This is a genomic window from Tessaracoccus yangjingae (genome assembly GCF_054483935.1).
Map to the genome: position 1 here is coordinate 2,041,423 of NZ_CM137014.1, position 12,841 is coordinate 2,054,263.

A 12,841-nucleotide genomic window follows, 5' to 3' on the forward strand; every position below is an offset into this window, starting at 1 on the left:
TTGGCGCTACAACCGAGGATCACGCCGATGGCCCCCTCCATCAGCTCAGGACACGCCCTCCCTGAAACCCCACCACTCCACGGGACTCACACGGTGGTCAGGCTTCGGTCAAGATCCGGCCTTACCGTGTGGGTCCGGGCACGTGGACTGGGATCTTGACCAAACCTTGTCCGGGTCCTGCTCGTTGCTTGAGGCGACCGGTTGAGACTGGGCAGTGAGGCCCCGCGGTCACGTCGCGCGCCTGGAACAGTTTCGATGATGGGAGTGGGCTGTGTGGCCTGAGGTGTTCTCGATATTTGGTGTGGGGATCCAGTCCTATGGGCTGAGTAAGGCGCTGGCGCTGCTGGTCGGCGCGTTCCTGTTGGGGCGCGCGTTCACGCGGATCGGTTACGACAAGGAGCTGGCGCACTCGATCGCGTTGTGGGCGACGGTGTGGGGGTTCGTCGGCGCGAAGGTGTACTACCTGATCGCGAACTGGGACAACTTCAGTTGGCACCTGTTCGGCGGGTCCGGGTTCGTCTGGTACGGGGGATTGATCGCCGGGTCGATCGCGGTGATCGTGATGACTCGACGCCACGATCTGCCCCTTGGACGGGTGGCGGGCGCGATGGCGGCGCCGCTGTCGGTGGCCTACGGCATCGGCCGGATCGGCTGCTTCCTGGCCGGTGACGGCACCTACGGCACGCCCACCGATCTGCCCTGGGGGATGGCGTTCCCCAACGGGGTGGTGCCGGTGAACGTGCCGGTGCATCCCGTCCAGCTGTATGAAGCGGCCGGTGCGTTCCTGATCGCCGGCATCTTGTGGGTGCTGGGCCGCAGACTGCGGCCGGTGGCCGTGTTCGGGTCCTATCTGATGCTCAGCGGAGCGGCCCGCCTCCTCGCCGAGATGGTCCGCATCAACCCGCACGTCGTGCTCGATCTCACCGAGGCGCAGCTGATCGGCATCGCCAGCATCATCCTCGGCGCCGCCCTGATCCTCCGAGACACGTTCCATCCTGCTGCTCCAGTCTCAAACGTCTCTGCCGCCGACCCCTCGTCGGCTGTCCCCAGCCCCCATCCGGTCGGACGGTGAGCGGCGCGATGGACACGATCACCGATACCACCCCAGGCATGACAGGGGGGCGTCGCGGCTTCTGGGGTGCGCTCTGGGCCGGCACACGGGCCACCCTCGGTGCGTTGATGGGCCTGGCGCCGCACGTGATGCACCACATCGGGTTCCTGGCCGGGGCTGCGCTCCTGACGGGATTCCTCGGCAACACGCTGCTCTACGTGGTCGGGTTGGCGTTGAGCATCCCGCTGCTGCGACGGCTGCGTCGCCGGTTCAGCACCTGGAAGGCCCCTGCGATTGGAATAGCGGTGTTCACCGGCCTGTTCGCCCTGTCGGCATTCGTGATCGGGCCACTGTTCAACCCCGCCACCTCCAGCGAACAAGACACCCCCGCGCCGGCCTCCGCCAGCACTTCTGACTCCGAAGAGCACGAGGGGCATCACAGCCCCTCACCCACCCGATGATCAACACCACAAGAAAACGAAAGGAAAAAGGGCACATGTGCAATCACGAACATGGACACCAGCACGGGAACCAGCAGGAGGGAGGCTGCTGCGGCGGCCACACCGCCCACGGCCAGGGTGGCGGACATCACTGTCAGCACGATGTAGTGGCCGGCCCCGGCGACGAACTGGTCACCTGCACGGTCCGCGGGACCAGCACGCTGAAGTCCACCGCGGAGGCGGCGGGACTGTTCCGCGACGTCGAAGGCCAGCGGTTCTACTTCTGCTGCCGACGCTGCCAGGACCTCTTCGACGCCGAGCATCTCGCCAGCAACCCAGCCGCCTAACCCCGCCAGGTACGGCGTTCGCCAACCAGGACAACCGACGAAGCGCCCGCCCAGCCACAACGGCTGGACGGGCGCCTCATCGCTTGCACGCCTGGGTTGGTCAGAGGCTGGTGAGCATCTCCTGCATCTCGGTGATCTCAGTCTGCTGGTCGGCGATGATCTTCTCCGCCAACATGAGAGCATCCGGGTTCTGCCCCTCGGCCAACTGCTGCTCGGACATCCCGATCGCACCCTCGTGGTGGGCGATCATGGCCTCGAGGAACGCCTGATCAAAGTCGGCGCCGGACATGCCGTCGAGTTGGGTCATCATCTCCTCCTGGCTCATGCCGTTCATGTCCATGCCGCCCATGTCCATGCCGCCATGTCCACCGGGGGAGACATCTTCACCCCAGGCGCTGAGCCAGGCGGTCATCTCCTCGATCTCCGGGCCCTGGGCCTCGGCGATCCGCTCCGCGAGGGCCACGACCTCGGGGGATTCGGCGCGTTCGATCGCCAGCTGAGACATCTCGATGGCGCCTTCGTGATGGATGATCATCATCTGCGCGAACGTGGTGTCCTGGTCGTTGTGGTCGGCGGCCACCTCAGATGAGGCGCTCGCCGACGCCGACTCAGTGGCCGTGGCGGAGGTGCTGCCTGTCGGGGAGGTGGTCGCCGCCGGGGGAGTGGCGCCCTGGTCCGCGCAGGCTGCCAGGGTGGCCGTCAGGACCAGTCCCGCCAAAGTGGCAGTGATCCGCTTAGTGCGTGTCATGAAAGATGCTCCATTCCTGGCCGACGGGGGCCGCCGGTCCTAACTTCGAGGCTATGAACGATCAGCTCAAGAGCCAACCCGTGTAAGGTCAAGAATCGATCAAGACCCGCTCAGGTGCTGGCGCGGTGGGCAGGTGCAGGGTGAAGATCGAGCCGTGTCCGGGGCCGGGGCTGGTTGCGGTCAATGAGCCGCCGTGGGCCAGGGCGAGGCTGCGGGCGATGGTCAGCCCGATCCCGGAGCCGCCCGCATCGCGGGCCCGGGCGGTGTCGGCGCGGTAGAACCGGTCGAACACCTTCGAGAGCTGCTCCGGGGTGAGGCCGTCGCCGGTGTCGGTGACCATGATCACCACCTCATCCCTGGACTCGCGCGCGCTGAGGCGCACGATCCCCCCGGTGGGGGTGTGCCGCAGCGCGTTGTCGAGGAGGTTGCCCAGGATTTGACCCACCCGCTGCGGATCCGCTGCGACGAAACCGGGGTCCGAGTCCGCGGACAACGCGACGCCCTTGGCCTGGTATCGGGTGGCGACGGAGGCGACGGCGGGCTCGATGAGGTCCCACACCGCCTGGGTCTGGGTATCCAAAGTGAATCGACCTTCCTCGGCCCGGGACACGTCGTCGAGGTCGGCGGCGATCTTCTTGAGCCGGGCGGCCTGGAGGGTGAGCAGCTGCTGGCTGTCGTGGTCCCAGGGGACCACGTCGTCGATGACGGCCTCCAGCTCAGCGGTCAGCGTGGCCAGGGGGGTGCGAAGCTCGTGCGCCACGTCGGAGAGAAGCCGCCGTCGGCTGGTCTCGGTGGAATCCAGGCGGCTGGCCATGTCGTTGAACGCGTCGGCGACGGCCGTGAACTCGGGACTTGTTCCACTCTGGGGGACGCGGGCGGTGTAGTCGCCTGCCTCGAGCTGGGCGGCGGCTGCGGTCAGTTGTTCCAGTGGGCGGCGCAGCCGCCTGGTCTCGATCCAGGCCAGGCCGATAGCCAGCGTGAGCGCCACCACCAGTCCGATGCCCAACGATCTGACGCCAGCGTCGAGGAACGCCTGCTCCACATGCCCCATCTCGGCAGTTCCGTCCGCGTGACCGAGTTGTTGCAGGTGTTCGTGGAACAGTGGGGGCCCGACCACCACAGCGACCAGGGCGGCGGTGATCACGCCGACTGCCACCACCAGGGCCTGGGTGAGGAAGGTGCGGGTGCCCCACCGCATCCGGCCCACGAGACCGCGCAGCCTGGTCATCGCCCTGGTCCCATCCGGTATCCGACTCCGCGGACGGTGAGGATGTAGCGCGGTTCCGCGGGCGGGTCGTCGAGCTTCTTGCGGAGATTTGCCACATGGACGTCGACGACGTGGTCGTCGCCGGCCCAGCCCGGGCCCCACACCGCGTCGATGATCTGCCGCCTGCTCAGCGCCACGTTGGGTCGGGCTGAGAGTGCGTCGAGGATGTCGAACTCGGTGCGGGTGAGCCCCACCTGCTGGTCGTCGACCCACACGTCGCGGCCCTCCGCGTCCACCCGCAGCCGCCCGAACTCGCGCGGCGCGGTCAGTTGTGCGACGTGGGTCTGGCGGCGCGGGCGTCTCAGCACGGTGTTGACGCGGGCGATGAGCTCGCGGGGGCTGAACGGTTTGGTCAGGTAGTCGTCGGCGCCCACCGACAAGCCGATCAGTTTGTCGACCTCGTCGGCCCGGGCGGTCAGCATCAGGATGTAGCAGTCGGAGAACAGCCGGATCTGGCGGCACACCTCGATGCCGTCGATGCCGGGTAGGCCCAGGTCAAGGATGATGACGTCGGGGTCCAGGTCTTGCGCCGAGGAGACGCCGTCCGGGCCGGTGTAGGCCAGGGCGGTGTCGAAGCCTGCCTTGTTGAGGTAGGAGGCGACGATCCCTGCCAGCGGGCGCTCGTCGTCGATCACCAACACACTCGACCTGCGGGGCTCAGCCATACAGCCATTATTGACACTCCCCGCCCGCCACCCCACCCCCCTCACGGTGCTGGGGGAGTGTTCTTGGCCGAACCTTGACCCGGGCTGAACCGTTCCCTGATCTGGAGGGTTGAGGATGGGATCGTGAACGAGATTCCGGCGCCAGCACCGCCGACCGCACCGACCCAGGTGGTCAACGTCACCCTGGTGACCACCCCCGCCTGTCACTTCTGCGACGACGCCCATCAACGCCTCAACGCTCTGGACCGTGCAGGATTGTTGCGGCTGACGGCAGTGCCGGCGGAGTCACCGCGAGGTGAGGCGCTGATCGCCGAGCACCGCCCTGGGAGTTTCCCGCTGACCCTGGTGGCGGGCAGGTACTTCCACGCCGGCCGCATTCCGCGAGGCAAGCTGGCGCGGCTCGTCGACCGCCTCGGTGCCCGCTGATGGGTGCCGACTTGCTCAGCGCGGGAGGGGTCCTGGCGGCGTTCCTCGCCGGCGGCGTCGCGCTGTTCGCCCCGTGCTGCATCGTCTTCCTTGCTCCCAGCTATCTGGCTGCGGCGGCGAAGAACCGCCGTTGGCGCCTGATCCCGCTGACCTTCGTGTTCGCCGCCGGACTGTCGGCGGTCCTGGTCCCGATCACCATGGGGGTCAGCCTGATCGCCGGCGCCATTGCCAAGTACCACGTGGTTCTCTACTGGGCCGGCGGCCTGTTGATGATCGGACTCGGCCTGTTGGCGTTGTCGGGGGCGATGTGGTCGATGCCGTCGTTCCTCCGGGCGCCTGACACCGCACGCGGTGACACTGCCACCTTCTTCAGCCTCGGCGTGTTTTCCGGCATCGCCTCCAGTTGCTGCGCGCCGGTCCTGGCGGGCGTGATGACCCTGTCGGCGCTGTCCGGCTCGCCCGTCGGTGGGCTGGTGCTCGGTCTGGCCTACGTGTTCGGGATGGTGATCCCGCTGTTCGTGATGGCACTGCTGTGGGACAAGCGACCCGAGCGGATGCGCAGCCTCCGCGCCAAGCCCATCCGGATCAACCTGGGCCGCTTCACGCTGGCCACCAACACCGTCAACCTGCTGGTCGCCGTCGGGTTCGTGATCATGGGCATCCTCGTGATCGGCCAAGCCGGCGCCACCGAGATGACCGGCGCCGACGCCCCGCTGGTCGGCATGGGCGCCTGGCTCTCCGAGGTCTTCGCCTGGCTGATCGCGATCACCGCCCCTATCCCCGAGGCCGTCCTCGGACTGGCACTGCTCGCACTGGTGGCCGTGTTCGTCATCGCCACCCTTCGCGACCGCCGACACGCCAAGCCCACCGCCGCCGTCCATGACTGCTGCGACACCCAACTCGCACCGACCCCCGCGCCCGAAGGAGCCAGCACTCCGACGACACTCTCCCTGGAGCCACGATGACCCCCACGAACCCCGCACCCTCACGGCGCGAGCAACTCAAAGCCCGCCAGGAGGCCGAGACGCGCCGCGACACGAAGCGCCGCACCTGGAGCCGGATCATCGGCGGAGTAGTGACCCTGATCGTCGTCGTCGTCGTCGGTTACGGGCTGTGGTCCGCCATCCCCGAGCAGGGCGACACCCAGCGCCTCGCACCCGACTTCACCCTCACCACCACAGCCGGCACCAGCGTCACTCTCAGCGACCTGCGACCCAACCCGGTGCTGATCTATTTCAACGAAGGCGCCGGCTGCGCATCCTGCACCATGCAGATGGCCGAGATCGAGAAGGATCCCGGCTTCGCCGAGGCGGGCATCGAGGTTTTGCCAATCGTCATGAACAGCGCCGAGCAGATCCTGCCCGACATGCAGCAGTTCGGCGTCACCACCCCCTATCTCCTCGACGACGGGACCGTGTCGAAGGCGTACGACGTCCTCGACAAGGGCATGCACCCCGGGATGCCCGGCCACGGCTTCGTCCTCATCGACGGCGATGGCGTCCAACGCTGGAATGGCAACTACCCCTCCATGTGGCTCGACCCGAAGGAACTCCTCGACGAGGTCACCACGCGCCTCCAGTGATGCCTTGGGGGTCCACCGGATCAGCCCTGCGGGCGTGGTGCGCTCCAGTTTTCGCGAGCACCTCTACGTGAGTTCGCCCGCTGGCTGATCGAGAGGCAGCCGTTGGTGTCCCGATCAGGGCTCTATGCCTGGCCGGCATCAGCCTGGCAGTCCCAGCCCTGTGTGGCGGCGCAAGTGCCTGTAGGTGTCTAGCTGGGTTGACGGGCAAGTCGGTCCCCTTCCTGCCGTCAGGGCTGCGAGTTCCTAGTAGCAGGGCCCAGCGGTCGTCGGACGCGTCAGCGCACTGGTAGCACTTGAGGAACTCTTTCATTTGGGCGATTCCTTTTCCAGCGCTTCGATGAGGTCCGTGCAGACGCGATGTTCACCTCCTCCTGGCGGAGCTACGCGGGGTAAAATCGATCCCTGGGCCGAGGCAGCAAGCTGGAACATCGCTGGATTCGCGGTCTTCGGTGTGGTGGCCTGGTGGCTGGGGCGCCGTCTTCGCATCGCCACGGTCACCCCCTGACCACGGTGAGCACCGTCCTGGCCATGTGGGTTGGGGTATCACCAGCCCGTGGCTCCGGAGGTGAGCCGGCGCCCGAAGCATGGGATCGGAGGTGCTGGCCAACGTGATGAGGGTTTCCTTCGGGTGCCCCATGTTCACAGGATGGTCCCGAATGTTGAGGCCCACTGTCGCAGGTAGGCAACGAGGATGGCCCACAGGCCGGTGACCATGGATATCCCAACCACAATGAGCAGCCCACCACCGGCACGCTGCAGGGCGCGTTGGTGGCGCTTGAGCCACTCGAAATGGGGAGCGAATGTGGTGAACGAAGCCGCGAAGGCGAGGAAGGGCAGGCCAAGGCCGATTGCGTACCAGAAGGCCAGCAGCCCGCCACGGGCGGCCGAGCCCTCGTTGAGGGCGAGGGTGAGAACCACAGACAGGGTGGGGCCGATGCAAGGGGTCCAGCCGAGGCCGAAGGCTATCCCGAGTAGGGGGGAGGCGAGGGCTCCGGCGCGGGCGGTTTGCGGGCGTCGCTGCGCGGGCAGGGGGATCCAGCCGAGGAAGCCCAGCCCCATCAGGATGATCAGGATTCCGGCAGCGATCGTGATGATGCGCTCGTAGGTGAGTAGGACGGCTCCGAGGCCACCCAGGAGGGCCCCTGTGAGGACGAAAACGACGGCGAACCCGAGCACGAATCCCAGGGTTCCCAGGAGCAGGAGTCGTCGGTTGCCGGTTCCTTGAGTGATCTCGTGGGCCCCAAGACCAGAGGCAAACGACAGGTAGCCTGGGAGCAGGGGCAAGACGCAGGGCGAGGCGAAAGAGATGACACCGGCGAGCATGGCGACAGGGATCCCCAGGAGCAGTGACGATGACATCGCTTGGCTTACCCAGGACTCGAGAGGGATCATTCCGCCGCCGTGACGTCTTCGATGATGCCGACCAACGTCGAGGCGGTGGTCTCACCGAGTATCCGTGCAGCGACCCGCCCTTCAGAATCGATGACCAAAGTACTGGGGATAGCCTTAGGTGGAAGCTGCCCGAACTCGAGCAGGAGCGCACCGTCGGGGTCGTAGATGTTGGGGTAGGGGATGTCGAAGGCCCGAACGAACGCCTGCGCCGGGGCCGGGTTGAGGTCGCGGGTGTTTATGCCGATGAACTGCACCCCCGGCAGTTGGGCGGCCGCTTCGACGAGGGCGGGTGCTTCAGACCGGCAGGGGGCGCACCATGATCCCCAAACGTTGAGCACCAAGAGTTGGCCCGGGAAGTCTGCAGTGGTCAGCGGTGCACCGTCCAAGGTTTCCCCGGCCAGCTCTGGGGCCGATCGCCGCTGCTCGGCAGGGACAATGGTCACTGAACCGTCACCTCCTTGAAAACCTGCTGAGTCAAACACTCCCGCCTGGCCCGATCCACTTGAGCAACCGGTCAGGATCATCACGGTGAGGACCAAGGCGAGGTGACTCACCCACCGGGCTGAGGGGTGGCGCCCTGACTGTCTCATGTCTGACCTTCCTTGAGATTTCTCGGCGGTGGATGGGCGCACTCGGGGAGGTGTGCGATGCCCGATCCTACGTCCTTCCGCCGTGTTCACGGCGTCGACTGCCAGCCTTCGTCGGGGCCAACCGGATTCCCATGAGCGTTGTTTCAGTGGTGTGAGTGGCGTTCCAGTGCGCTATGGGAGGGGGCTTCGATCTGGAAGGTGGAGTGTTCGACGCTGACGTCGAAGTGTTCGGCGACGCAGGTCTGGAGGTCCCGCAGTTCCTGGGAGACGTGCCCCTGCGTGAAGCAGGATTCGTCGACGACGACATGGGCGGTGAGGACCGGTAGCCCGGTGGCGATGGTGGAGGCGTGCAGGTCGTGCACCCCGATCACGTGCGGGACCTGAAGGATGTGCCGGCGGACGTCGTCGAGCTTCAGGCCTCTGGGGGTGGATTCGAGCAGGATCCCCCCGGCTTCCTTGAGGATCGTGATCGCGCGGGGGACGATCAGGGCGGCGATCAGTATCCCGGCGATGGCGTCGATCCGGGTCCATCCGGTGAGCGAGATGACGATCGCGCTGATGATGACCGCGACGGATCCGAGGGCGTCGTTGACCACCTCGAGGAACGCGGCACGCATGTTGAGGTTCGCGGCGCGGCCTGCGCCCAGGACAAGCATGGCGACGATGTTGCCGACGAGTCCGACGATCCCGAACACGAGCAGCCCGCCGGCGGTGACCTCCGCCGGGTCGAAGAGCCGGCGGACGCCTTCGATGAAGGCGTAGATCCCGACGGCGAGGAGGATCGCGGACTGGGCGCCGGCGGCCAGCACCTCTGCGCGACGGTAACCCCAGGTCCGCTCCGGTGTGGGTGGCCGCAGGGCCAGAGAGGCGGCGATCAGTGCCATCAACAGGCCGGAGGCGTCGGTGAGCATGTGCCCGGCGTCGACGAGGAGGGCGAGGCTGTTGGTCCACCATGCGCCGATGACCTCGGCGATCAGGATGGTGGCGGTGATCCCGAACGCGATCGCCAACCTGGTCCGGTTGGTCCCCGGACTCGCGTGGGTGTGGTCGCGGGTGTCGCTCATGCTGGGACCATCACAGTTTCTGGCCGGAGGGCAGGTGCGCTGATCGGGGGCAGGGCGTGGGTGCGCCCTGCCCGGATGCCGTTGCCGATCACGAACACCTCCGCGACCTCGTGGACCAGGACAACGGCCGCCAACCCGAGCACTCCGAAGAGCCCAAGTGGGATGAGGATCGTGATGAGTGCGATCGAGAGGATCACGTTCTGGAGCATGATGCGACGGGTGCGTCGGGCGTGGTCCAGGGCGTGGGGGAGCAGCCTCAGGTCGTCGCCCATCAGTGCCACAGCCGCGGTCTCGATGGCCACGTCACTGCCCATCGCCCCCATCGCGATGCCGACGTCGGCGGTGGCGAGCGCGGGGGCGTCGTTGACGCCGTCGCCAACCATCCCCGTGTGTCCGGTACTGCGGAGCTCTTCGATGATCGTGGACTTGTCCTCGGGGCGCAGGTCGGCGTACACCTCGCTGATCCCGGCCTCCCGTGCGATAGCGCGGGCGGTGGCGTCGTTGTCCCCGGTGAGCATGACCACCGAGTAGCCGTCCGCGCGGAGTTGGGCGATGACCTCGGGGGCTTCTGGGCGCAGCTCGTCGCGGACTGCGATCGCCCCGACCGGGGCGCCGTCCAGCTCCACCACGACGGCGGTGGCGCCGGCGTTCTGCATGCGGGTCACGTGCGCGGTCAGAGGGCCGGGGTCGATCCAGCCCGGCCGCCCCAGCCTGAGCAGGTGCCCGTCCAGGCGGCCGGTGAGTCCGGAACCGACCTCGGCGGTCACCTCATCGGCCGCGCGCACGTCGTCGACGGCTGCCAGGATCGCGCGGGCCAAGGGGTGTTCGCTTCGCGCCTCCAGTGCGGCGGCCCACCTGAGCACTTCGCCGCGGGAGTGGCCGTCGGAGGATGCCACGTCGATGACGGCCGGCTGGTTGCGGGTCAGGGTGCCGGTCTTGTCCAGGGCGATCGTGCGGACCTTGCCGAGGCTCTCCAGCGCGGCGCCCCCCTTGACCAGGATCCCGCGACGGCTCGCGGCGCCGATGGACGCCACCGCCGTCACGGGAACCGAAATCGCCAGCGCACATGGGGAGGCTGCCACCACCATCACCAGGGCCCGCTGCAGCCACACCGCCGGTTCCCCGAGCAGGACCCCTGCGACGACGGTCAGTATGGCGGCAACCAGGATCCCCGGAACCAGGGGTTTGGCGATCCGGTCGGCCAGCCGCTGCGTGTCACCCTTCCGGGACTGCTCCGCCTCCACGATGTGCACGATCCGGGCAAGAGAGTTGTCCCTGGCCGCGGCCGTGACATCGACCTCGAGGACGCCGGAGCCGTTGATGGAACCGGCGAACACGGGGTCCCCGGGGCCCACCTCGACGGGCATCGATTCGCCGGTGATGGCGGAGGTGTCCACTGACGTCCTCCCGGCCCGGATGTCGCCGTCGGTGGCCACCCGCTCGCCGGGTTTCACGATCAGCAGATCCCCGACCACCAGGTCGTCAGGGCTCAGCACCACATCCCGACCGTTGCGCCTGATCGTCGCCTCACGCGGAACCAGATCCAGCAGCGCCCGCAACCCGTGTCGGGTCTTGGCCAGCGAGTAGTCCTCCAAACCTTCGGCCAGGGAGAACAGGAAGGCCAGCATCGCCGCCTCCTCGATCTGTCCCAGAGCAGTAGCGCCGACCGCGCCGATGGTCATCAGGAGCCCGACCCCGACCTTTCCGCGCGCCAGCCTCTTCAGGGCTCCGGGCACGAACGTCGACGCCCCCACCAGAAGCGCCGCGACGCTCAACACCAGCTCGGCGACCTCCCAGCCCAGCAGTCCGGAGACGAAGCCGGCCAGCAGCAGCACCCCAGAGGCCAGCCCGAACTGGATGTCGCGGACCTGCCACAGATGCTCCACCGCGTCGTCATCATCACTGCTGGCGCCAGCGGGTGCCTCGCACCCGCACGCGCTCTCGGTCTCGTCGAGGTCCTTGCGATCGAGTCCGCCGATCGCTGGTCCGTTCATCTCTGGGCCTCCGTCCCGTGCGCCTTCAACTGCTCGGGGGAGGGGTTCGTGGTGCTGCCGACTCCATAGTTCGGACACAGCGCCACCGCCTGTCCGGTCGACTCAAGCAGGCGCTCCGCCGCCGACAACATGGCCAGGAGTTCCGGGGCCGCCACCAGCGAGAACACCGACGCGCGACCCTCCGGCCGCGACGACACGAGGCCGCACTCGCGCAGACACGCAAGGTGGGCGCTCACCGTCGACTGCGCCAACCCGAGATGGGCAGTCAGATCACGCACCCGATGCTCGCCCAACGTCAGGTGCTGCAGGATCGCCAGCCGTGACGGATCGGACAGGCCGTGGAAGAAGGCAGCTGCCACCGACAAATCCCCCACCGCAGATACATCCTTCTGAGCCTTTGTCATCGTCATGGCCCGATATTAGCAGGTGAAGGTGAAGAGAAGCCCCACCATCTCTGGATCCTGTTCTTGATCTGATCTTGACCAAGCGTGTGGCTGGCGCACTGAGTGGTTGGGGCATTCTGGTTGGACGACATGTCGAAACGGTGCCGCGCTAGATGGCGTACACCTGAATCATCTTTGAGCATTCTCACTTCTGGAGTTGACCATGAGTCGCCTGACCGTTCGCATCGCTGTGCCGCTTGCCGCCCTCCTGGCGCTGTCGGCTTGCTCGACCCCGGAGGTTACCGAGACCCCAGGCGCTTCCGCGTCGACGGCGGTGTCGAGCGTCGCGGCGGGGGACGCGGGGGCGTTGCTTGCGGCGCACGGGTTGGAAGGGAAGGGCGGCGCCGAGGTCGTGGAGGCGCTCGACCGGCTCGACGCTCAGCGCCCGTTGCCACTGGTTGCATCTGTGCGCTACGACGAGGTTCTGCTCAGCGACGGCACCACCGAGGCCGCGCTGCCCCTGGACGGTGACCAGTTCTACCTGTCGATCGCGCCGTACGAGACCAGCACGCACGAGTGCTACTTCCACAACCTCGGCACGTGTCAGGGGGAGTTGGCAGACGTCGAGGTGCGCGTGAGGATCACCACCGATTCGGGGGAGGTGCTCGTCGACGAGGACGCGACCACCTACGCCAACGGCTTCGTCGGCTTCTGGATCCCGAAGGACCTCGCGGGCGTCGTCGTCGTCACCAAAGACGGAAAGCGCGCCGAGAGCCGCTTCTCCTCCGATGCCGAGGGCCCCACCTGCCTGACCACGCTCCAGCTTGTGTAGCCCGGCGGGGGTGAGCCGGCTGGGCGCCGTGCCGAGGGCTCCGCTCACGGTTCCGTGCAG

Annotated in this window: 16 protein-coding genes; 7 read left to right on the forward strand and 9 right to left on the reverse strand. The window is 67.3% G+C overall.

Going from position 1 to position 12,841, the window contains the following annotated elements:
• Positions 1-271: 271 nt before the first annotated feature.
• Both ACX1D3_RS09015 and ACX1D3_RS09020 read left to right on the forward strand, forming a co-directional pair.
• Positions 272-1,072, forward strand: a complete 801-nt coding sequence (locus ACX1D3_RS09015; RefSeq protein WP_458993593.1) for a prolipoprotein diacylglyceryl transferase — start codon at positions 272-274, stop codon at positions 1,070-1,072.
• Positions 1,073-1,080: 8 nt separating this feature from the next.
• Positions 1,081-1,512, forward strand: a complete 432-nt coding sequence (locus tag ACX1D3_RS09020; protein WP_458993594.1) for a hypothetical protein — start codon at positions 1,081-1,083, stop codon at positions 1,510-1,512.
• Here ACX1D3_RS09020 and ACX1D3_RS09025 read toward each other — a convergent pair.
• Positions 1,488-1,640: a hypothetical protein gene (locus tag ACX1D3_RS09025; protein WP_458993595.1), complete on the reverse strand. Its 153-nt coding sequence runs from the start codon at positions 1,638-1,640 to the stop codon at positions 1,488-1,490. The genes ACX1D3_RS09020 and ACX1D3_RS09025 overlap by 25 nt on opposite strands.
• 18 nt (positions 1,641-1,658) lie before the next feature.
• On the opposite strand from ACX1D3_RS09025, the gene ACX1D3_RS09030 reads away from it, so the two are divergent.
• The gene (locus tag ACX1D3_RS09030; RefSeq protein ID WP_068752814.1) at positions 1,659-1,838 is read left to right on the forward strand and encodes a hypothetical protein; all 180 of its coding nucleotides are present in this window, start codon (positions 1,659-1,661) and stop codon (positions 1,836-1,838) included.
• Positions 1,839-1,938: 100 nt separating this feature from the next.
• Here the strand turns inward: ACX1D3_RS09030 and ACX1D3_RS09035 are convergent, their stop codons facing one another.
• From ACX1D3_RS09035 to ACX1D3_RS09045, 3 genes are all read right to left on the reverse strand, one after another.
• Positions 1,939-2,586 (reverse strand): DUF305 domain-containing protein, encoded by a 648-nt coding sequence (locus ACX1D3_RS09035; protein ID WP_078919649.1) that lies wholly within the window; start codon positions 2,584-2,586, stop codon positions 1,939-1,941.
• Between the two features lie 88 nt (positions 2,587-2,674).
• Positions 2,675-3,814, reverse strand: coding sequence for a sensor histidine kinase (locus ACX1D3_RS09040; protein ID WP_458993596.1), 1,140 nt, complete (start codon positions 3,812-3,814; stop codon positions 2,675-2,677).
• A complete protein-coding gene (locus tag ACX1D3_RS09045; protein ID WP_078919647.1) occupies positions 3,811-4,518 on the reverse strand; it encodes a response regulator transcription factor in 708 nt (235 codons plus the stop codon). The genes ACX1D3_RS09040 and ACX1D3_RS09045 overlap by 4 nt, the downstream gene beginning before the upstream one ends.
• A gap of 123 nt (positions 4,519-4,641) precedes the next feature.
• Between ACX1D3_RS09045 and ACX1D3_RS09050 the strand changes: the two genes are divergently transcribed.
• Genes ACX1D3_RS09050 through ACX1D3_RS09060 form a run of 3 tightly spaced genes read left to right on the forward strand, consistent with a single transcriptional unit; the run spans position 4,642 to position 6,526 of the window.
• On the forward strand, positions 4,642-4,944 hold the full coding sequence (locus ACX1D3_RS09050; RefSeq protein ID WP_458993597.1) for a glutaredoxin: 303 nt from the start codon (positions 4,642-4,644) through the stop codon (positions 4,942-4,944).
• Positions 4,944-5,909 carry a cytochrome c biogenesis CcdA family protein gene (locus tag ACX1D3_RS09055; RefSeq protein WP_458993598.1) on the forward strand — a complete coding sequence of 322 codons (966 nt, stop codon included), beginning with the start codon at positions 4,944-4,946 and terminating at the stop codon, positions 5,907-5,909. Before ACX1D3_RS09050 ends, ACX1D3_RS09055 begins: the two co-directional genes overlap by 1 nt.
• On the forward strand, positions 5,906-6,526 hold the full coding sequence (locus ACX1D3_RS09060) for a peroxiredoxin family protein (protein WP_458993599.1): 621 nt from the start codon (positions 5,906-5,908) through the stop codon (positions 6,524-6,526). The genes ACX1D3_RS09055 and ACX1D3_RS09060 overlap by 4 nt, the downstream gene beginning before the upstream one ends.
• Before the next feature lie 639 nt (positions 6,527-7,165).
• Here the strand turns inward: ACX1D3_RS09060 and ACX1D3_RS09065 are convergent.
• The 5 genes from ACX1D3_RS09065 to ACX1D3_RS09085 all read right to left on the reverse strand — a co-directional run bounded on the left by ACX1D3_RS09065 (position 7,166) and on the right by ACX1D3_RS09085 (position 11,976).
• Positions 7,166-7,918: a cytochrome c biogenesis CcdA family protein gene (locus ACX1D3_RS09065; RefSeq protein WP_078919644.1), complete on the reverse strand. Its 753-nt coding sequence runs from the start codon at positions 7,916-7,918 to the stop codon at positions 7,166-7,168.
• Positions 7,915-8,508: a TlpA family protein disulfide reductase gene (locus ACX1D3_RS09070; RefSeq protein WP_073186929.1), complete on the reverse strand. Its 594-nt coding sequence runs from the start codon at positions 8,506-8,508 to the stop codon at positions 7,915-7,917. Before ACX1D3_RS09070 ends, ACX1D3_RS09065 begins: the two co-directional genes overlap by 4 nt.
• A 143-nt stretch (positions 8,509-8,651) precedes the next feature.
• Positions 8,652-9,572 (reverse strand): cation diffusion facilitator family transporter, encoded by a 921-nt coding sequence (locus tag ACX1D3_RS09075; RefSeq protein WP_458993600.1) that lies wholly within the window; start codon positions 9,570-9,572, stop codon positions 8,652-8,654.
• Positions 9,569-11,566: a heavy metal translocating P-type ATPase gene (locus ACX1D3_RS09080; RefSeq protein ID WP_458993601.1), complete on the reverse strand. Its 1,998-nt coding sequence runs from the start codon at positions 11,564-11,566 to the stop codon at positions 9,569-9,571. Before ACX1D3_RS09080 ends, ACX1D3_RS09075 begins: the two co-directional genes overlap by 4 nt.
• On the reverse strand, positions 11,563-11,976 hold the full coding sequence (locus ACX1D3_RS09085; protein WP_458993602.1) for an ArsR/SmtB family transcription factor: 414 nt from the start codon (positions 11,974-11,976) through the stop codon (positions 11,563-11,565). The genes ACX1D3_RS09080 and ACX1D3_RS09085 overlap by 4 nt, the downstream gene beginning before the upstream one ends.
• A 196-nt stretch (positions 11,977-12,172) precedes the next feature.
• Between ACX1D3_RS09085 and ACX1D3_RS09090 the strand changes: the two genes are divergently transcribed.
• Entirely contained in the window at positions 12,173-12,781 is a 609-nt protein-coding gene (locus ACX1D3_RS09090; protein ID WP_458993603.1) for a CueP family metal-binding protein, read from the forward strand.
• Positions 12,782-12,841 lie beyond the last annotated feature (60 nt).